The 20,311-nt window shown below is 59.5% G+C and carries 12 protein-coding genes; 6 read left to right on the forward strand and 6 right to left on the reverse strand.

The annotated features are described in order from the left end of the window. Positions 1–120: 120 nt before the first annotated feature. Positions 121–861: a copper homeostasis protein CutC gene (locus OHL18_RS19175; protein ID WP_263376480.1), complete on the forward strand. Its 741-nt coding sequence runs from the start codon at positions 121–123 to the stop codon at positions 859–861. A 12-nt stretch (positions 862–873) separates the two neighbouring features. Here the strand turns inward: OHL18_RS19175 and OHL18_RS19180 are convergent, their stop codons facing one another. The 3 genes from OHL18_RS19180 to OHL18_RS19190 form a co-directional block, all read right to left on the reverse strand. Further along, positions 874–2,217: a GDSL-type esterase/lipase family protein gene (locus OHL18_RS19180; RefSeq protein WP_263376481.1), complete on the reverse strand. Its 1,344-nt coding sequence runs from the start codon at positions 2,215–2,217 to the stop codon at positions 874–876. 337 nt (positions 2,218–2,554) lie between these two features. Continuing rightward, entirely contained in the window at positions 2,555–3,613 is a 1,059-nt protein-coding gene (locus OHL18_RS19185) for a glycosyl hydrolase family 18 protein (protein ID WP_263376482.1), read from the reverse strand. A gap of 86 nt (positions 3,614–3,699) precedes the next feature. Continuing rightward, complete coding sequence (locus OHL18_RS19190) at positions 3,700–7,116, reverse strand: TonB-dependent receptor (protein WP_263376483.1); 3,417 nt, start codon at positions 7,114–7,116, stop codon at positions 3,700–3,702. A gap of 194 nt (positions 7,117–7,310) precedes the next feature. Between OHL18_RS19190 and OHL18_RS19195 the strand changes: the two genes are divergently transcribed. Beyond that, entirely contained in the window at positions 7,311–8,993 is a 1,683-nt protein-coding gene (locus tag OHL18_RS19195) for an alpha-L-fucosidase (protein ID WP_263376484.1), read from the forward strand. On the opposite strand, the gene OHL18_RS19200 is transcribed toward OHL18_RS19195, so the two are convergent. Further along, positions 8,983–10,881 (reverse strand): glycoside hydrolase family 35 protein, encoded by a 1,899-nt coding sequence (locus tag OHL18_RS19200; protein WP_263376485.1) that lies wholly within the window; start codon positions 10,879–10,881, stop codon positions 8,983–8,985. The two genes, OHL18_RS19195 and OHL18_RS19200, sit on opposite strands and share 11 nt — an antisense overlap. 112 nt (positions 10,882–10,993) lie before the next feature. On the opposite strand from OHL18_RS19200, the gene OHL18_RS19205 reads away from it, so the two are divergent. Beyond that, positions 10,994–13,105 carry a beta-N-acetylhexosaminidase gene (locus OHL18_RS19205; RefSeq protein ID WP_263376486.1) on the forward strand — a complete coding sequence of 704 codons (2,112 nt, stop codon included), beginning with the start codon at positions 10,994–10,996 and terminating at the stop codon, positions 13,103–13,105. Here OHL18_RS19205 and OHL18_RS19210 read toward each other — a convergent pair. Continuing rightward, entirely contained in the window at positions 13,102–13,887 is a 786-nt protein-coding gene (locus tag OHL18_RS19210) for a DeoR/GlpR family DNA-binding transcription regulator (RefSeq protein WP_263376487.1), read from the reverse strand. The two genes, OHL18_RS19205 and OHL18_RS19210, sit on opposite strands and share 4 nt — an antisense overlap. 156 nt (positions 13,888–14,043) lie before the next feature. Here OHL18_RS19210 and OHL18_RS19215 point away from each other — a divergent pair, with 156 nt between their 5' ends. The 3 genes from OHL18_RS19215 to OHL18_RS19225 all read left to right on the forward strand — a co-directional run bounded on the left by OHL18_RS19215 (position 14,044) and on the right by OHL18_RS19225 (position 18,823). Next, positions 14,044–15,180 carry an SIS domain-containing protein gene (locus tag OHL18_RS19215; RefSeq protein WP_263376488.1) on the forward strand — a complete coding sequence of 379 codons (1,137 nt, stop codon included), beginning with the start codon at positions 14,044–14,046 and terminating at the stop codon, positions 15,178–15,180. Between the two features lie 23 nt (positions 15,181–15,203). Beyond that, the gene (locus tag OHL18_RS19220; RefSeq protein WP_263376489.1) at positions 15,204–16,118 is read left to right on the forward strand and encodes an N-acetylglucosamine kinase; all 915 of its coding nucleotides are present in this window, start codon (positions 15,204–15,206) and stop codon (positions 16,116–16,118) included. A gap of 77 nt (positions 16,119–16,195) precedes the next feature. Continuing rightward, positions 16,196–18,823, forward strand: a complete 2,628-nt coding sequence (locus tag OHL18_RS19225; protein WP_263376490.1) for a glycoside hydrolase family 3 C-terminal domain-containing protein — start codon at positions 16,196–16,198, stop codon at positions 18,821–18,823. On the opposite strand, the gene OHL18_RS19230 is transcribed toward OHL18_RS19225, so the two are convergent. Continuing rightward, a complete protein-coding gene (locus OHL18_RS19230; RefSeq protein WP_263376491.1) occupies positions 18,820–20,235 on the reverse strand; it encodes a glycoside hydrolase family 125 protein in 1,416 nt (471 codons plus the stop codon). The two genes, OHL18_RS19225 and OHL18_RS19230, sit on opposite strands and share 4 nt — an antisense overlap. Between the last annotated feature and the right edge of the window lie 76 nt (positions 20,236–20,311).

Below are 20,311 nucleotides of genomic sequence, written 5' to 3' on the forward strand. Positions count from 1 at the left end.
CTTTCCACACAAGTTTTTTGCCTCGCCGCTCGGATATATTCGGGCCCTTCCCAATCGACCCCGGCCAAAATCCCATGCGTCGAGTCATCAAGAGTAAATTTCAGGATCACGAGCAACTGAATGCGCAAGATAGTTTTTGAGTTGTGTGCCGAGACGATTGATGCCTGCCTGGTCGCCAGAGAGGGCGGGGCGGCGCGCATAGAGCTCTGTTCCGCTCTCAGCGAGGGCGGGCTTACCCCCAGTCACGGCTTGCTCTCTTTCGCAGTGGCGCAGAGCGGTCTTCCCGTCCACGTGCTCATTCGGCCTCGTGGGGGAGATTTTGTGTACTCCGCTGCGGAGATCGCCGTGATGCACGCCGATATTGAACACGCGAAATCGTGCGGAGCCTCGGGCGTGGTGCTCGGCATCCTGCGTCCGGACGCGACGGTTGACGTCGAAGCTACGCGAGCTATGGTGGAGATTGCACGACCGATGGAGGTCACATTTCACCGCGCCTTCGACGTCACCTCATCGCTGTCAGAGGCGCTTGAAGATGTGATCGCGAGCGGCTGCGAACGTGTACTCACCTCTGGCGGCGAGCGCGATGTTATGGTCGGGGCACACTCCCTGGCGGCGCTCGTGGAACAGGCGGCCGGCCGAATCGAAATCGCGGTGGGCGGCGGTCTGCGTATTCAGAATGCAGCCTCGCTTAGCCAGACGATTGGAGCCCGGCACTTTCACGGATCACTCCGCCGAAAGAATCCGGGCCATCCCGTTTCAACCGCGGATGATGCGGTCGACGACTCTGAAGCTCTGGGCTTCGACTATACCGTCGACGCAGAGGAGATTCGGACGATGATTGACCTCCTGCAGAACGCTTAGGCAGCGTTCGTCCTAAGGCGTAATGCCCAGCTTGCGGAATGTGTCCGCCAGAGCATCGGCCCAGATCCCGTAGCCTGCATCGGTCGGGTGCACGCCGTCTGACATCATCGACACGGGCAGCGTCCCGTCAGTGTCGAGAAACTTCTCTCCAATGTCGAGGTAGATGACCGAGGCGTCGTTTCTGAAGTGCGCCGCCATTAGCTGGTTCGTCGCGGTGACGCTGGCGCGCAGCGGGTCCGTCGCACTACGTCCACGCGGAAGGATCGCCATGACGATCAAACGGCTGCTCGGCGATCTCTTGTGAAGCTCCTCGCGGATCGCTTCTATTCCGGCCACGATCTCCTGCGGCGTATTGGCGCGAGCGTTGCTGCTCCGCGTCAGGTTGTTCGTGCCGATCATAAGGACGATGGCTTGCGGCGTAAGGCCGTCGAACTCCCCCTGCCGCAGTCGCCAGAGGACATTCTGTGTCCTGTCCCAACCAAAGCCAAGGTTGAGCACGTTACCTGCATCCGCTCCGAATAAATGCTGCCAGGCTGTAGGCCCGTTGACGTGGTTTGCATTCGGCAAGCCTCCCCAGAAGTGGGTGATGGAATCACCGATCATCACCACCTTCGGGTTTATCTGCTGCTTCGCTTTGAGCTCCGAATGATGCCGCGCATACCAGTCGTAGGAGTCCTGCTCAAGCTTCGGAACAGGGATCAATGCCGTGTTGATCTCGGTCATCGCGTCGAGCGGCATCCGGGGAGAGTCTCCCATCAGCTTCGCCAGCGTGGGCTCGATGGCCTCCGCCATCATGTGCTGCCCATTGGTATCGGGATGAAGCGGCTTGCCATGCTGCGGCAGACGCGGATCATAAAAGATCGATGCGTCGAGGCTGCCCTTTCGATAGAAGATCGAGCCTATATCGAGATAAGTCACTCTCGGATTCTCGCTATAGCTATTGGCGAGATAATGATTGACCGCTCGATCAGTTTCCGTCTTGGACTCTGAGATATCGCTGGGCAGAATACCAAGCAGCAGAATCTTCGTCTCCGGCAGGCGCTGCTCGAGATCCGCAATTACCGCATCGATGCCTACTTCTGTCTGTTCCGCGCTCTCGGACTTGAAGCCGGTGTTGTTGGTCCCGATAAGCAGCAGCACCACCTTCGGGTGGAGGCCGGCAACCTCGCCATGATCGAGCCGCCACAATACGTTGGCCGTGGTGTCTCCGCTGAAGCCGAGGTTCAGCGCCTTGCGTGGCTCGTAAAAGGTCTTCCACGTTGGTTGAAAGTTTTCATCAGGAAGCGTCGACTTGTCGTAGTTGTTCGTGATCGAGTCGCCGATCAGCAGTAGCTGCGTATCGGAATGGTTTGCCACATCGCGGAGGACAGCCTCGTGCCGATCCTTCCACCAGCTCTCTGAAAGACGATCTGTCGCGACAATCGCTGGATTCTCCTTCTGCAGAAGTTTCTGTGCAAAGCCCTGAGGGGGTAGAACTGAGAGGTGAAGTGCTGCGATGGAGAGACCAAATCCTATGTAAGATCTGGTCCGATTGATCATCCTTGCTGGTATCAACTTCCCTCCTCTTATGTAGAGCAGCACGCGAACTGAAGACTATTTCATCATGCCGCCATCCCTAACTAGAAAGCCGCCCGAATAGGTGACACTTTCTGTCACCTATTCGGGCGGCTGCAATTTGCGGAACAACGCGCATCTATCGGCGAGCGGGGATGGCATCCCAGATCGATGCATCTTCATCGCCCAGATCCCAGGAGCAGATGCTGAACACCTTATCGCTTCCAGCCAACTCATAGCGATCCTTGAAGGCGTGCTTGTCGGTCCAGAAGATCCACTCCCGCATCTGGTCGCGGTAGTAGTAGAACCAGGGTGTGTGGTCGACTTCATCCCATTGCGGAACTCCATGGAAGCGCTCGCGAAGCATCTCGATCTCCGGGCCGGAGATAAAGTCGGAGGTCTCATTCGGCTTCTTCTCAGCCTTGCCGAGACCAGGGTCGCCCGTGTACCAGCGATAGCCATAGATGGCGATGCCCAGCGACAGCTTCTGCGGAGGAACGACCTTCAGCGCGTAGTCGAGGTTTTCCTTCGTCCAGATCCATCCGCCAACCGGTCCGGGCGTCGTCCAGTGTGTGTGTTGGTCATAGGTCATCAGGCAGATGGTGTCAACCGATTCGGCCAATGCCTTCAGGTCGTAGCCGCCGCGCCACTCCTCGAAGATCCACTTGCCGAAGGCCGTCTCGCCCGCGTGTCCCGGAGCGTTGGGAACGACGTCAATCTGAATCTGCAGGTGCTCTGCATGCAGCACATCGGCGGTCTTCTTCACCATCGCGGAGAGAGCGTCGCGATCCGTCCACATCACGTCTTCGACGTCGTAGTTGATGCCGTCGTAGCCGTGCTCCTTGCACTCTCGAAGGAAGGCCTTGTTCATCTCGTCCTGCGCCTTCTGATCGTTGATCAACTGATGGATCTTCACATGATCGAAGATCGCGAACAGCGGGATGATCGTCATGTGCGAGGCCTTTGCCGCCTTCAGAACAGTTTCATTCGGCTCGCCTGTAACAAGGCCAGTCTCGTCGATCTGGTACCAGGTTGGCGAGATGATATCGATCTTGTCTTTGTGCGCCATGAACGAGTTCACAGCGGCCACGCCGTTGCCCATCCAGAACTCCGTCTTCTGAGCGTGTGCAGCCAGTGAACTGAACAAAACTGCCGCGCCGATGCTCGCCGCCAGCGATAGTTGGAATCGTGTCTTCATCTTTGCCCTCATCTCTTATGCTACGAAAGAAATGGGCCGGAGAGACTTACTCTCCGGCCCGCGATCGGAATTATTGCAGGATGTAGTTAGAACGCGTACTTCAGTTCGAACTGGATGTGGCGTTCGGTCGACCGGGTGCTGGTGATCCGGCCGAAGTTGGTGCCATCGTTGATTCCGTTGTCCGGGTTGCCGTAGCTGGCGATGTTGAACGCGTTAAAGAAGTCGCTCCGGAAGTCCAAATGCTGTTCGTGGAATGTCGTAAAGCTCTTCTGCAGCGCGCCGTCTACGTTGAAGAAGCCAGGAGCACGAAGTGATCCTGTCTTTACGTTGCCGAAGTTGGTCTGCGACTGCGTGGCAAAGGCGCACACTCCGTCATTCAAGCCCGAACCACAGGTGTCCGTGATCGACTGATCGGTGCCGAACCAATGGTTGATGGAACGTCCTGTGATCTTGATTGGGTTGACTTGATCCGGACGCGCCGCGCCGGTGTACGCAAACACAAGGGCCGAGTACTCAGGAGTCGAAGAAATGGTAACCGGGAATCCCGTGTAAGCAACGCTCGATCCACTCACCTTCCAACCGCCAAGAATCTCGTCGACAAAGAAGTTCGAGTTGGCTCCGAACTGCTTGCCGTGTCCGAAGGGAAGCGCGTAAGTCCCTGTAGCACTGAACGCATGACGAACGTCATCGCCGGCCGGACCCCAATCGCCGTGAATGTTGTAGTAGTTCTGCTGGTAGTACTGCTGTGAAATGTCCGCAGCGCCGTAATAGCCGATGTCGTCGGTAAGCGCCTTCGAGTAGGTGTAGTTCGCGGTGAACTCGAGCCCTGCTTTCAGACGTTGGCGGAAGATTGCCTGAAGCGCGTTATAGCTAAGGGACGAGTCTGAGGCGGTCACCTTGACAACACCCTGTTGTCCGACGATTCCCGCATACGGTGCGGTTGCGCCAGGCGCGGTGAGTTGGTTGGCATAGGCGGGATCGACCAAGTGCCTCCCGATCTCGCCCACATACCCGACTTGCAGGGATGAAGTGGGTGTAACTTCATACTCGCCAGTGAGTGAGAACTCCTGGATGATCGCCGACTGGAGGTTCTTCTTCCAGGCGTAAAAAGTTGTGACCGGAGGCGTGTTGGTCGGGAACCCATTGCTGGTCAGCACCGGAGTTCCTTCGGAGTAGACTCCGCCGGTGTCTGACGGAATCAGGGCCTTGGTCTCGAAGTCGTTGTGGAACGGCGGATTCTGGGTAAGGCGAAGGTTTGCGCCCGTGCCTTCTAGATAGGTTGTGATGCCATAGCCGCCGCGAAGCACTGCCTTTGAGCGCGGCTGCCAGGCGAAGCCGAGACGGGGCATGAAGTTCGCCTTGCTGTCGCTGTAGCATGCGCGGTTGGAGCAGACGGTAGCATTCGGGAACGTATTGCCCGAAGGAATGCTGCCCGCATACTCGACGGTTGCCGTGTCGAGGTTGAGGTTCACCATCTTGTTGTTCACTTCGTAGATTGGCTGGTCATACTCATATCGGAGACCGATGTTGAAGGTCAGCGTAGGAGTGAACTTCCAGTCGTCCTGGGCGAAGTAAGCATTACGGTACTGGCGCTGGCCGGTACGACCGACCACTTGGCCCACGGTCGCGTCGTCCGCATAGTTGCTGACAAAGTCAGCGAAGCCGTTCTGGCTAGAGTTGGCCGCAAGGCCAGCTGAAAACTGACCGTCGTAGCTGAACGTGCCGAGTTCGCCGTCGTTGCCAGGGTAGAAGCTGTTCTGCTGGTACCGCGTCAGTTCGGCACCGAACTTCAGAAGGTGCTTGCCCTTCTGCCAGGTCAGATTGTCGCCGTACTGGAAGACGTTGTCGATGAAGATCTCCGGAGTCGGGTTTGTGCCGAAGTTGCTGACTTCCGTTCCGGAGAAGGACTGCTGGCTGAAGCCCGCCGTCTGCTGCGCCTGGCTTGGAATGCCGACAACTGCGTTTCCGGTGAGCCCAAAGACACCGCTTGGGTCCGTGGTCACGCCGCTGTTGTAGCGGATACGCGCGTACGATACACGCGCCGAGTTGACAATCGCTGAGTTAACAGTCCGCGTCCAGTCCGTCACGAAGAGGTGGTCGGGGAAGTTCGAAGCTGAAGGAAACTGAATTGGAATTGGTTCCTTGGTCGTTCCGTCCTGGCCGATGCCCTGCGAGTAACGTCCCGAGATCACGTCCTTGTCGCGGAAGTGGTAGTCGATCTTCACATCGCCCTGGTCATTGCGGGCAAAATTCCCGCTCAGGCCCTGATAGTTGTTCAAAATGCCGGTAGCGTCCTGCCCTGTGGCGTTGGGAAGGGGGTAGACGTTCGGATGCGAGAATAGGTAGAGTGCCACTGGGTTGGTGATCGGCACGCAGTTGTTTGCGTAGGGAACGGCACCGCCGGCAACCTGCGTGTTATAGAGCTGGTAACCAAGGTTGGAGAAGTCGGCCTGGCCTACAGCGCAGTTGGCAGTTGCTGTCTGGCCTCGGTAGGCGGCTGGAGCAACGCTCACCGCCGAGGAACCGCCGGTGTGTGTCCGAAATCCTTCATAGTCGGCGAAGAAGAAGAGCTTGTCCTTCAGGATCGGACCGCCAATGGTGCCCCCGAAGATGGTCTGCGTGAACGGATTGACCGGAAGAACCGGAGTATTGTTCCCATTCGCCCAGCTGTTTGCATCCAGCTTGGCGCTCTCGAGGAAGCCGAAGACGCTGCCATGGAACTGGTTCGTTCCGCTCTTGGTCACCATGAGCACTTCGCCGCCGTTCACGTTTCCGAACTCGGCGTTTGCGTTCGACGAGATGACGCGGATCTGGTCAAGCGAGTCCGGGCTGGGCGTGTAGCCGACGGTGTTGTTCAGGTTCTCGTTGATCTCCTGGCCATCCAGGATGTAGTTGTTGGACTGAGCACGATTGCCGTTGATGTTCGCGATCGTGCTGCCACCTTGATCGCGCTCTGTCGAACTCGATCCGCCGAAAGCGCCATAGTCGGTCGAAACCGCGCCGGGGGTGAAGACAGTGAGCTGCGAGAAGTCGCGACCGTTCAGAGGAATGTTATTGATCGTGTTCTCGGTGAAGGTCTCGCCGAGCGTCGCGTTCTCCGTGTTCAGGATCGGCTGCTCGGAGGCTCCGACGTCGACCGTGGTGGAGGCGGCTCCGGCGCTGAGCGTGACGTTCACTTTGGCCACCTGGTCGATCTCAAGCGAGAACGGCCCATAGCTCTGCTTGGAAAAGCCCGCCGCCTCGGTTTGCACCTTGTACTTACCGATCTGCAGGAACCGGATGCTGTAGATTCCGGCACCGTTGGTCACATCGCTCGTACTTACGCCCGTGTCGACGTTCGTCGCCGTTACCTTGGCTCCCGGAACAACCGCTCCGGTTGCGTCGGTCACAACCCCTGTAATGGAGCCGGTGATGGTCTGTGCAAAGCTTGAGCCGCACATGCTCAGACAGACGCATAGTGCGATCATCGCGATGCGGAGGAGCTTCTGATAAGTCTTCGTCATTGGCGGATCTCCTAGAGTTGAAAGATGGAAAAGCCCAAAGCGGGGAACTTTATGCGACTCAATGCCCATTTTTTTGTTCAAATGGAGTCAAGTTGGTCAAATTGGTTCGGTTGAGAGAAATCTATCCCTGTTGCAGGATTTTTACAATAAATAAATTTCATCGGAGCCGAGAAATGTCTTGGAAGATGCATGATTTGCCAGAATCCTGCTCGTTTAGCCGCCAATCAATCAGCATTCTCGCTAAATCCGCCTTTTGGATAAGTGTTGCTCTGTTTTCGCTGCGCTCAAGCTCTGCTCAGGTTGCCCCCAAACAATCCGATAAACGGACAAATGTCCTAAATGCGACTGCAAATCTGCTCACTCCAGACCAAATTGATCGTTCCTGGGTACTGGCGACGAAACAGTTCGCCACGCAGCGTCAGCGCATTCTCGGGAAGACAGACGAGGTAATCGCCGCTGGCCCGTTCCGCGACGACTGGGAGAGCCTGAGCGCTCAGACGGTTCCCGACTGGTATCGCGATGCCAAGTTTGGCATCTTCATCCACTGGGGCGTCTTTTCAGTTCCAGCGTCAGGCTCCGAGTGGTACTCGCGCAATATGTACCTTCCGTCGGAGAAGGACTTCGCCCATCATGTAGCCACCTTTGGTCCGCAGACCAAGTTCGGCTACAAGGACTTCATTCCGCAGTTCCGCATGGAACACTTCGACCCGGCAGCTTGGGCGTCTCTGTTTGAGCGTGCTGGTGCGCGCTACGTCGTTCCTGTCGCGGAACACCACGACGGCTTCCCTCTCTACAACTCCGATCTGACGGAGTGGAGCGCCGCCAAAATGGGACCGCATCGCGACCTCTACGGCGATCTCGCGGTCGCTATCCGAGCCAGGGGCATAAAGCTCGGCGCGTCGTCGCATCGCGCGGAGCACGACTGGTTCTTCGACGGAGGCCGCAAGATCGACTCGGACGTAAACGATCCGAAGTACGCCTCGCTCTACGGTCCGGCGCAGATTCGCAATCTTGAAAGCGACGACGATGCAGCGCTGAGCAAGGACTTCACCTACGTCTCCCGTGCCTTCCGAGAGGACTGGCTCGCGCGGACGTCAGAGATCGTCGAAAAGTATCACCCTGACCTGCTCTACTTCGACTGGTGGGTCGGCCAGCCGTCCTTTCGCGAGACCGAGCGCCGCTTCGCCGCCTTCTACTACGACTACGCCGCGCAGCATCATCAGACCATCGTGATGAACTACAAGTTCGACAATATGCACGAAGGCGCGGGCGTCCTCGATGTAGAGCGCGGTCAACTTCCCGGCACTCGCACGTTGCCTTGGCAGACGGACACCTCGCTCAGCAACGAGAGCTGGGGTTATATCGACGGCGACACGTACAAGCAGCCAACCCCACTGATCCATGAACTGGTCGATGTGGTCAGCAAGAACGGTAATCTGCTGTTGAACATCGGGCCGCGTGCCGACGGCACCATCCCGGAGGCGGCACAGCAGACGCTGCTCGAGATAGGTAGTTGGCTTAGTGTCAACGGCGAAGCGATCTACGGCAGCCGCCCGTGGACGAAGTTCGGCGAAGGCCCAACAGAGATCGCGACCGGCTCCATGCAGGACAAGGTCGAGAAGCCCTTCACCGCCGAGGACTATCGCTTCACCACGAACAAGGGCTTCGTCTATGCGATCGAGCTCGGCTGGTCAACGAGTGGCGAGAGCGTCATCCACTCCTTCGCGTCTCCAGCCGTGGCCATAGGCGACGTGTCACTGCTCGGCTATGGCCAGAAGCTGGAATGGCATCAGGAAGGTGATGGCCTGCACATCAAGCTTCCGGCCTCACCGGTCGGAGATCACGCGTACACCTTCCGAGTCGCGCTCAAGCCTTAGGCGCGGTCGACTCCGGCTTCGGATCGAGGTACGTGGGATGGTCCTCTCCCCGTACCTCGATGTCTGTGCCACCGTTCAGGTCGATCACCGTGATCGCGTTCACGCCCTCATGCAGCCAAGCGCCTGGGAGGAACAGGCTGCCCATCGGTCCAACGTTCCAGTAGCGACCAAGCAGGTGCCCGTTGACCCAGACGACGCCTTTGCCTAAAGATGCCGTGTTCAGAAACGTATCGCCCGCCTTCGCTACAGTGAATTCGCCGTGATAGAAGCATGGCCCCACACAGCCCGTCGTAGAGTAGCCCTCCGACGGTGGTTCATTCAGCGGCAGTGAGACGATCTCGAAACCATGCAGCACCTCGCCGTTCAGCTTCACATCGCCTACTATCCCCGCCCGTTCTCCCCGAATGTTCGTCGTGAAGTTGATGCGACCGGAGTTCTCGACCAGCAGGTCGAGCCGCTGTCCTGCCTTTGCCGTCAGCTTCAACTCCGACTGGCCGAGCCTGCGGTCGACCACGCCTGCGAGTTGACCGTCGAGATAAACCCGCGCGTAACTGTGCAACGCATCGAAGTGCAGCCTGGCATTCTTCGGACTATCGGTCGCGATCTTCGTCCGATAGAGGATGTAGCCATATGCCTGTTCTAGGTCCTCCATCGACAACGGCACTTCCGAGTGCACGCTTTTCGGCAGCCCTGACCATAACGAACGCGACTCGGTCAACTTCAACCCAGGCAGCGTGAGCAATGGGGGTGAGTCAGGCACCGGAGGCGGCGTCTGGTGCGTCACCTCCGCGATCATCTTGCGTAATGCAAAGTACTTCGGCCTCGGCCTTCCGGCTTCGTCGATGGGAGCGTCGTAGTCATAGCTCGACACATCAGGCTGATATCCCGCGTCGCCGGAGTTCGCGCCATTCATCCAGCCAAAGCTCGTGCCGCCATGGATCATGTACAGGTTGATCGAATAGCCCTTCTCGATCACCGAGCGGATCTCCGCCTCCTGCTTCGCCGCGTCGGTGAGCTGATGCTTCTCGCCCCAGTGGTCGAACCAGCCGTCCCAGTACTCCGCCGCGTATACAGGTGCATCGGGGCGGAACGCTTTCATCTGCGCGACCGAGTGGTCGGAGTCGCCGGTGCCGTAATCGACCGCGGCAAAGACCCCGGGAAGCGATCCCTTCGGTTCTTCGTCGCCACCGTCGGCGGTGTAGAGAAGTGACTCGCCGAAGCCAGAGTCTATGACGATCTGTTTCACCTTGCTGAGATAGTCACCACGATCCTCCTTCACATCGAATGAACCGTACTCGTTTTCAACCTGAACCGCGATGATCGGGCCGCCGCGGCTCGCCTGTAGGGGAGCAAGCTCTTCTCCGAGACGCTTCATCCACCTGCGTACCGGCTCCAGGTAACTCTCCTGTGAGCTTCGCAACAGCATCGCGTGGTCCTTTAGCAGCCATGAAGGGTAGCCTCCCAGGTCCCACTCTGCGCAGACATACGGCCCCGGACGCAGCACGACGTAAAGCCCCTCCTGCTGCGCCTCGCGCGCGAACTCCGCGACATCGTTCTGACCATGGAAGTCGTAGACCCCAGGCTTCGTCTCATGCAGGTCCCAGAAGACATAGATGGTGATGGTGTTCAGACCAAGCGCACGGACCTTGCGCAGCCGGTCGCGCCAATCGGCGCGCGGGATACGTGCGTACTCGACCTCACCGGAGAGGATCTGGAAGGGCTTGCCTCGCAGCGTGAACTTCGGTCCATCCACCATGAGCGGAGTCTTCTGCGAGGGTGCAATCGCGGCTTGCGCGAGTGCCGAACTTCCCGTCCCGCAGAGGATCGCCAACACCGCCGCAGCGCTGCATCCCGACTTCACCAACGTTCCCGCGAACCGCTCCTTCATCGTCTTGTCCTCTTCCCGTATTCCTGCGCCGCATGATGTGTTTTGTGCAAAGGAGCGCCCAAAGATGTACATTTAGCCATCAAACAATCACTTTTGAGGATACCCTCTCAACATGATCGCCTCTGCAACATGCCGCCTCATTCCATCGCAACGTGTTCTAAGAGCCGCCTCTGCCCTGCTCAGCTTAGTTGTAACAGCCGTCGCATCGGCGCAAATCGCTGTACATCCAGTGCTGACACCGCAGCCCAGGGAATTGCATGCAGGAGAGCGAGTGGCAGTCCACTCCGCCATGGTGACGGTTCCGGGCGGAGATGCCGAAGACAACTTCGCGGCGCACGACCTTGAGACGACACTGGCAGAGCGTGGCATCGTCGTGTCACCGGCAGTTGGAGCTGCCGACCTCACCGTCGCCCTGCTGCGTGCCGAGACCCCGGCGGCGCGGCAGATCCTCAGCCAAAACAAGCTCGTCTTCGATCCCGCGATGCACGACGAAGGCTACGTTCTGTTATCCACCCCCGGCCACGTCGAGATCATCGGCGAGACCTCCGCCGGCATCTTCTACGGCGTTCAGACGCTCAAGCAGCTCATAGACACCGACGGCGCTGCCAACAAAGTGTGGACTGGAACCATCCGCGACTGGCCCGCGATGAAGTATCGCGGCGTCCACGACGACCTCGCCCGCGGCCCCATGCCCACGCTCACCTTCCAGAAGCATCAGCTCGAGGTCTTCGCCGCGCACAAGATCAACCTCTACTCGCCGTACTTCGAGCACACGCTGCAGTACGCAAGCGACCCGCTTGCCGCGCCTCCGGGAGCCTCGCTCACCCGCGCTGAGTCGCAGGAGCTTGCTGCGTTTGCCCGCAGCCTGCATATCACCATCGTCCCCGAACAGGAGGCCTTCGGCCATCTTCATCACGTGCTGAAGTATGAGAAGTACGCGGACATCGCGGAGACACCGCATGGCCACGTCATCGCCCCTGGACAGGCCAATTCCTTGCCGCAGATCAAAAGTTGGTTTACCCAAATCGCTGAGGACTTCCCTAGCCCGTTCCTGCACATCGGAGCGGACGAGACCTTCGAACTGGGCACTGGCCGTACCAAGCCCGACGTCGAAAAGCGGGGACTTGGCCCGGTCTATGCGGACTTCCTCACCTCCATCCACACGACGCTCGCGCCGTTGAATCGCCGTCTGCTCTTCTGGGGCGATCTCGGCGGCAGCGATCCGGCCTCCGTCGCGCGGCTGCCCAAGGACATGATCGCGATCCCCTGGATTTACTGGCACCAGGACAACTATGACGGCAACATCACTCCCTTCAAGAGGGTCGGCATCGAGACCTGGGTCGCTCCGGGCGACGCCAACTGGCGCGTCGTCTACCCGCTCGGCAACACCGCCCTCGACAACATCTCCGGCTTCGTCGAGTCCGGACAGCGTCTCGGCAGCACCGGCGAGCTGACCACCGTCTGGAACGATGACGGCGAGGGCCTCTTCAACCTCGACTGGTTCGGCGTACTCTTCGGCGGCGCGGCCGGATGGCAGCCCGGCAAGAGCGACGGCGCAGCCTACCAGGCCACCTTCGGGACCACGTTTTATGGCGACACGACAGGCCGCATCGATGAGGCACAGCGCAACCTCATGTCGGCTGTCGATGACCTCGACGTCTCGGACGATACCTTCTGGCTTGATCCCTGGAGCGAAGCCGGACAGAAGAAGGCCGCGAAGATCCGCAGCACGATCCCCAAGGCGCGCCTGCAGGCGGAGCGAGCCATTGAGCTGATCGAGACCGTGCTCGCCACCGAGCCTCATATTCGCGAACGCGATGCTCTGCTTGCCATGGAGATGGCTGCACGACGCATCGACTTCATCGGCATGAAGTTCCAGTTGTCGGAGGAGATGAGTATCGCCTATGCCCGGGCCTATGCCCAGAAAGATGACCCTCAACACGAGACCGAGACCCGCGAGCTGCTCTACTCCATCAGCAGCATGAATGGCCGCTGCCAGGACCTTCGGGACGGCTACTCAATGATCAAGAACCTCTACCGGGCGAGCTGGCTGGCGGAGAATCGTCCTTACTGGCTCGACAACGTGCTCGTGCGCTACGACCTACAGATTGAGGAGTGGCAACGGCGCGGCGACAAGGTTAACAATCTCATCGACCGCTGGCAGCAGGATAAGTCACTGCCAACAGCGAAGGAAGCGGGAATTCCCCCACCGCCCACCAATTAGGCGATGACCACCTTGATCCCCTTCGCCTTCAACGCTTTCACCACGTCGACGGGAACGGCCGAGTCCGTTACGAGCACATGGATCGCAGAGATGGGGCAGATCAGTGCCGGGCTGACGTGGCCGATCTTGCTCGAGTCCGCAACCACGATGACCTCTCTCGCCTGCCTGAGCATCGCGAGAGAGACAGTCGCCTCTTCTGTCTCCAGCGTCGTCACACCGCGCTCCAGATCGAATCCCGTCACACTGATGAACGCCTTATCCAGATAGACATCGCGCAGTGTATTCAGCGCTGGTTGGCCGGCCAGCGCAAAGGTCCACGCCCAAGCCAGCGAGCCGCCGGTGAGCGTCGTCTTGATCGCTGGCTGGTTGCAAAGCTCCATGCCGATATTCAAGGCATTTGTGATCACGGAGATTCCACGCCGATGCCGTAGCGAGCGGCCAATCTGCGTTGACGTCGTTCCTGCAGTCAGCCCAATGGTCTCTTTTTCGGCGATCAGTTCGCTGGCGGCAAGCCCTATCCGCCGCTTCTCATCGGCCATGCGCAACTCGCGCGCCTGGAACGAGGTGTCGTGACGGAATGGCTCGTAAAGCAGCTGCTCTACAAGGGTCGCGCCGCCGTGGGTGCGAAGGACGAGGCCCCGCTTCTCCAGCCGCGCAAGATCCCGTCGGATGCTCGGTGCGGAGGTGCCGATCTGCTCTACCAATTCCTGCACAGAGATGTCGCCCGCACGAAGCAGCGCCCGCATAATCCTGTCCGCTCGGACATCGATCTTCTTCGACAAAGCTGTAACCTTCCGAATCTTCTGAATTTGGCACGAGTGTAGCGCATCCACCAAAAAAAATTGCCTTTTCCCATTCCTGGTTGCACGAAACGTAACCTATTATGATCGAATAGACTTCAAACAGTCATTTAAGACTTGCAGGAGAATCTCTTAAATATGGCCAGCTCTGTCACCCCCACACCGTATCCGCACTGGATGCTTCGCGAGATCCACGAACAGCCCGCCACGCTGGCGACGACCCTGGCCCGCTATGTGGACAGCAACGGCTTCCGCGCCGAGGCCTGCGATCCGGTGCGCAACTGGCTGCGCGGGTGCGCAGGTGCGATCATCATCGCGGCCAGCGGCTCCAGCCGTCACGCCGGCCTGGTGGCAGAGCTGCTGATCGAGGAGCTGAGCGGCATTGCCGTGGACGTCGAATATGCCAGCGAGTACACCTACAGCTCGGAGAAGGTGCGTCACCCTGGTTCGGTCATGGTCATCTCACAGTCCGGCGAGACTGCTGACACTCTCGCTTCGTTACGTAAGGCCCACGCGAAGGACCACGAGACACTAGCCATCACGAACGTCGCCACCTCCACGATGGCGCGCGAAGCGACCGTCTCCTTTCCCACCGAGGCTGGCCGCGAGCGAGCTGTCCCCGCGACGAAGAGCTTCACCGCGCAGCTGCTGAATCTCTACTTGTTGGCTCTGCTCGCAGCGGAAGTAGAGAAAAAGCTCACCCCGGAGCAGATCGCAGACCGCCTCGCTGAACTTCGCGAGCTGCCGCCAAAGGTCGCCGCTCAACTCCCGGGATGGGAGAGTTCTGTTCGGGAGGTCGCTGGAAGGTACAGCGCCGCTCAGAACTTCCTCTTCCTGGGCCGCGGCGTCCACAATCCCACCGCTCGCGAAGGCGCATTGAAGCTGAAAGAGTCCGCGTATCTGCACGCCGAGGGCTATCCCAGCGGTGAGTTGAAGCATGGGCCGAACGCACTCGTCAGCAAGCAGACACCTCTGGTCATGATCGCGACCGTCGATCACTCCGATCCCGACTCCACGCTTCGCTACGAGAAGGTGGTGCAGTTGATGAGCGATATGCGCGAACAGGGAGCAGACATCCTCGCCGTAGCGAATACCGGAGACGACGCCGTCGTCGCGCTGGCCGACAACGTCCTCTTCGTCGATGAGACCTCAGAGGCTCTTTTGCCCATCGCAGAGATCATCCCTCTCCAATTATTCTCCTATTTCATGGCGATCAATCGCGGTATCGACGTCGACAACCCACGCAACCTGACCAAGGCCGTGCTGGCGGAGTAGTGACCTCGAAAGGTAATCCTGGGATGAGCCTGTTTCTTGCCGTAGATGCCGGCGGAACCAAGACCGACTATCTGCTCGCGGACGATACGAGCGTGCTGGCGCGAGTGCGCGGCGGTACCATCAAACGTATGCGCGCCAACGCCGAGACAACGGCGCAGAATCTTGCAGAGGCGCTTGCGGAGTTGACTACCGTCTCGGGCGTCTCCATGCAGTCCGTCACGCGGACCTGCATTGGCACCGCTGGCGAGACGGTACCGCTAGTCGTTGACTGGCTGAGGGAAAGCTTCGGTAGGCATGTCTCGGGCAATTTGATTTTGCTTGGAGATGTTGAGATCGCGCTCGACGCGGCGTTCCCCGGACAGCCCGGGGTGATTGTCCTTGCGGGGACGGGCTCCAACGTTGCTGCCCGCGACGGCAGCGGTAAGGTAACCACTGCTGGTGGCTGGGGGCCTGCGCTTGCGGATCAGGGCTCGGGTCACAGAATCGGACAGGAAGCGCTGCGAGCGCTCTTTCTCTCCATCGATGAAGAACGCCCTACGCGGCTGCTCGCCGCGGTACTTCAGCTTTGGCATCTCACCTCCGTGGCCGAGATCGTAGCTTTCGGCAACAGCATTCCGGCGCCGGACTTTTCGCAGCTGGCCAAGGCCGTTCTCAAGGCTGCCGAAGAGGGCGATGCCGTAGCCCAGGAAGTATTAGAGAAAGAAGGAACTGATCTCGCTTACCTTGTCTGCCTCTTGATTGGACGGATGAGAAAGTCTCCGACCCAGGCTTCGCTGGTGCCTCCGATTGCGTTCACTGGGTCGATCATGGAGAACGTTCTTCCAGTGCGCAGGGCCCTGATCGCAGCGGTCGATCGCCAGTATCCAGGCATCGCGACGCTCGACGGTGTCGTTGATCCCATCGCCGGAGCCTTGTGGCGCGCCCGGCGCGGTTATTGATCTCCCCCTCCAATCCAGATAATCCGGCACAATAGGCTTCGAGTAGAGATTGCCTGAAGTTTCCATCTAGGAGCCGCATGCCCCGAAGCTTTCTTCCTGCCGTCGTCCTCACCGCCTCCATCCTCGTGCTACCCGCAGGCGCTCAGAACGCCTGCTCGAAGAATCTGACGCCGAAGGCGATCGACGGACACATCGACACCATCATCCGGCAGATGACCATCGACGAGCGGATCGAACAGCTCCAGGATCGAGTTCCCGCGATTCCCCGCCTCGGCATTCATGCCTACAACTGGTGGAATGAGGGCCTTCATGGCCTGGCGCGCGATGGCTATGCGACGGTCTTTCCGCAGGCGATCGGGCTCGCCGCGACGTGGGACGCAGAGCTGTTGCACAGCGTCGGCGACACCGTCTCCACCGAGGCCCGCGCGAAGTTCAGCCAACACGCGCGCTACGATTCACCCCGCTATGGCGGTCTCACCCTCTGGTCGCCGAACATCAATATCTTCCGCGACCCACGCTGGGGTCGAGGCCAGGAGACCTACGGGGAAGATCCCTTCCTGACCGAGACGCTCGGAACAAACTTCGTTAAAGGCGTGCAGGGCGGCGATGCCTTCTACCTGAAGGCCGACGCTACGCCAAAGCACTTCGTCGCCCACAGTGGACCGGAGCAGGGCCGTGACAGCTTCAACGCGAAGGTCTCGCCTCACGACTTGGCAGACACATATCTTCCCGCATTCCATGCCGTCGCGACGCAAGGCAAGGCTGCTGCCCTGATGTGCTCCTACAACGCGATCAGTGGAACTCCTTCGTGCGCCAACTCGAGCTTGCTACAGACGCGCGTGCGCGACCTTTGGCACTTCAACGGGTATGTGGTTTCAGACTGCGACGCGGTCGGAAATATCACCGAGTATCAGCACTACACGGCGGACGCTGCACACGGGGCCGCCGCGGCGCTGAACGCTGGTGTCGATCTTGATTGCGGCAACTCGTACCTCGCGCTGAAGCAGGCCTTCACGCAGAAGCTCGTTACAGAAGAGACGATTAACCGCTCGCTCCATCGGCTGCTGATCGCGCGCCTGCGGCTGGGGATGATGGACGCACTCGGCTGCTCGCCATACGACAACATTGGCAAAGCCGATCTCGATACGCCGAAGAGCCGCGCGCGCGCTCTTCGCGCAGCGGAGGAGTCCATTGTTCTGCTGCATAACGATGGGGTGTTGCCGGTTAAATCCTCAGAACAGCGCATCGCAGTGGTGGGGCCAACTGCGAACATGTTGAAGGTGCTCGAAGCCAACTACCATGGCACCGCCTCGCAGCCCATGACTCCGCTCGAAGGCCTGAGCGAAAGTTTCAAGACAGTCCACTATGCGCAGGGTAGCCTTCTTGCTCCTGGTGTGACGGCACCTATTCCAATCACCGCGCTTCACATCGGCGCAGAGCAACACTCTCTTTCGGGTCTTGTCGCGGATTACTTTCCGTCCGCCTCGCTCACAGGCGAGCCACTGCTAACCAGCATCGTCGGCGACGTCGATCTCGATCTCGACCGCGTAGGCCCAGATCCAAAGATAGTGGCGCCGCAGTACTCCGCCCGCTGGCACGGATATCTCTTCCCTCCGGCGGCTGGCGACTACACGCTTCGCGTCAACATCGAACGCTGCTGGGACTGCAGCACGCATGACCACTTCCGCCTCTTCGTTGATGGCAAGTTGCAAATCAACAACAGCGGTGCCAAGGCCGACCCCGACCGTGTGAAGCTGCACTTCGCCGATACAACCCCGCATGAGGTCAAGCTGGAACTCGAGCACACCGGCGAAGACGAAGGCATCGCGCTCGAATGGGAGCCGCCTGCAGACGCTCTTCTCAATGAAGCGGTTGCTACTGCCCGCGACGCAGATGTCATCGTCGCCTTTGTTGGTCTCTCGCCTGATCTTGAAGGCGAAGCCCTGCAGGTTCACCTCGATGGCTTCGCCGGTGGCGATCGCACAAGTCTCGATCTGCCAGCGGCGCAGATCACTCTTCTGAAGCGGCTCGCCGACCTGCATAAGCCACTGGTTGTCGTGCTCACATCGGGCTCGGCGGTATCACTCGATGCCAGCAAAATCGGAGCCTCCGCTCTGCTCGAGGCTTGGTATCCAGGCGAGGAGGCTGGACATGCGCTTGCCAATATCCTCACCGGTCGCACCAATCCCTCGGGACGGCTTCCGGTTACGTTCTATCGCTCCGTAGCCGACCTGCCCCCCTTCGACGACTACAGCATGTCCCGCAGGACCTATCGATACTTCAACGGCCCGGTGCTCTATCCCTTTGGATACGGCCTAAGCTATACGCTGTTCACCTACGGTCTGCCACACCTCGCCGGCAGCACGCTGCCCGCAGGCAAGCCTCTTGATGTGACAGTAAGAATCAGCAACACCGGGAAGGTTGCTGGCACCGAGGTTGCGGAGCTGTATTTGGCTCCTCCCCAGGTTCCAGGAGCGCCACGTCTCGCTCTGGCGGGCGTTCAGCGTGTCGATCTCGGCGTTGGGAAGTCCCGCGAGATCACCTTCACTGTCGATCCTGCTCAACTTAGCTTCGTAGACTTGCAGGGGCATCGCAGCATTCGCCCGGGGCTCTACCGGGTCTTCGTCGGCGGAGCTCAGCCAGACCCCGGTGTCGAGCACGGTGTCGCCTTCACCATCACCGGCACAAAGCCGATGGACTTTTAGCGGAGCAACTGCGGCCTCTCTGCGGCAACCTTCAGGACCAGTTCACCGAAGAGCGTGTTGGCCCACGCAAACCACGGCCGCGTGAACTTCGCGGTGTCGTCCTTGTTGTAGCTCTCGTGCATGAAACCCGTGCCAGCCGCCGAAGCTGTCAACATCATGAGTGAGCGGTGGATCTCTGCGTCATCACTCGATGTCAGCGCATAAACCATCTGCGACATGGGCCAGATCATCGGCTTGCCCTCGTGCGGGCCACCAATGCCCTCCCCTGCGCTGCCCTTGAAGAACCACGGATTCCGCTCGCTCCACACAAAGGCCCGCGTCCGGGCGTAGAGCCCCGCATCAGGCGAGCTCGCTAGATACGGAAGCCCAAGCAGGCTGGGCACATTGGCATCGTCCATCAATACTTGGCCGCCGAAGCCGTCGACTTCGTAGGCCCAGATCTGCCCCTGATTCGTCTGCGCGATCGCGTACTGCTTCAACGCAGCTTCCACCTCGTTCGCAAGTGCTGCTGCACGATTCGCGAGCGCGGCGTCATGCAGTACCGCGTTGACCAATTCGGCTAGCTGACGCAACGACGTAACCGCGAATAGATTCGAAGGCACCAGGAAGGGAAAGATGCACGCATCGTCCGATGGCCTGAATCCAGAAGCGATCAGACCCACCGGGTTCACCGGATTGCCATAGCCCGAAGCTGGCAGCGTCTCCGTCGAGGTGTCCGATGTGCGCTGGAACTTGTACGGTCCATCGCCGTGCTTGCGCTGCTGCTCGATCATCGTTTGCAGGACGAGCTCGATCGCGCGCTTCCACGCGGCGTCGAACGGCCTGGTGTCCCCGGTCTGCTTCCAGTAGCCGTGGGCCAGCCGAATGGGATAGCAGAGCGAATCAAGCTCGTACTTGCGCTCGCCCACACCCTGTTTCATCGTGGTCAGGTCCTTCACGCTCCAGCTGAGCGGCGGTGCGTTTAGGTCCGCCATGAAGGCATTCGCATAGGTGTCGATCAGCAGACAGCGCGTCTGCCGCCGGATCACGCCCTCAAGCAGCGCACGCAGCGCGGGGTCTTTTTTTGCCAGCGGCAGATACGGCCACACCTGCGCGGAGGAGTCGCGCAACCACATCGCGGCGATATCGCCCGTGATGACCGCTGTGTCCGGCTTGCCTTCGAAGATCCCGGGCCGAACCGTTGTGTCGAGCGTATTCGGGAAGCAGTTCGCGAACAGCAGCGCCATCGCGGGATCGCCGATCTTGCGAACCGTCTCTGCAATCGTCTCTTCAACGAGCGTGCTCTGAAAGCGGCGGTCGGCAAGCTTCGGCCTTCCGTTCGCCGGATCAAATCCCGTTAGATCTGGTGTCTGAGCAAAGGCCGCGATCCCTCGTACACCGATCCCCGTCATCCCCACGGCCATGGACTTCATGGCCGTCCGTCTCGTCCAAAACGCGTTCATCCGTCACCCGATCTTGAGCTTCCCTTGAGAATTCTGTCCATCTCTT

It is taken from the genome of Granulicella aggregans, assembly GCF_025685565.1.
In the GTDB taxonomy this organism is placed as follows: Bacteria; Acidobacteriota; Terriglobia; order Terriglobales; family Acidobacteriaceae; genus Edaphobacter; species Edaphobacter aggregans_B.

Bases quoted from the DNA above. Each gene is read 5' to 3' on its own strand.
- OHL18_RS19225 (WP_263376490.1), top strand. From the start codon at position 16,196: ATGCCCCGAAGCTTTCTTCCTGCCGTCGTCCTCACCGCCTCCATCCTC.
- OHL18_RS19185 (WP_263376482.1), bottom strand. From the start codon at position 3,613: ATGAAGACACGATTCCAACTATCGCTGGCGGCGAGCATCGGCGCGGCA.
- OHL18_RS19220 (WP_263376489.1), top strand. From the start codon at position 15,204: ATGAGCCTGTTTCTTGCCGTAGATGCCGGCGGAACCAAGACCGACTAT.
- OHL18_RS19230 (WP_263376491.1), bottom strand. From the start codon at position 20,235: ATGAAGTCCATGGCCGTGGGGATGACGGGGATCGGTGTACGAGGGATC.
- OHL18_RS19200 (WP_263376485.1), bottom strand. From the start codon at position 10,881: ATGAAGGAGCGGTTCGCGGGAACGTTGGTGAAGTCGGGATGCAGCGCT.
- OHL18_RS19175 (WP_263376480.1), top strand. From the start codon at position 121: ATGCGCAAGATAGTTTTTGAGTTGTGTGCCGAGACGATTGATGCCTGC.
- OHL18_RS19205 (WP_263376486.1), top strand. From the start codon at position 10,994: ATGATCGCCTCTGCAACATGCCGCCTCATTCCATCGCAACGTGTTCTA.
- OHL18_RS19215 (WP_263376488.1), top strand. From the start codon at position 14,044: ATGGCCAGCTCTGTCACCCCCACACCGTATCCGCACTGGATGCTTCGC.
- OHL18_RS19190 (WP_263376483.1), bottom strand. From the start codon at position 7,116: ATGACGAAGACTTATCAGAAGCTCCTCCGCATCGCGATGATCGCACTA.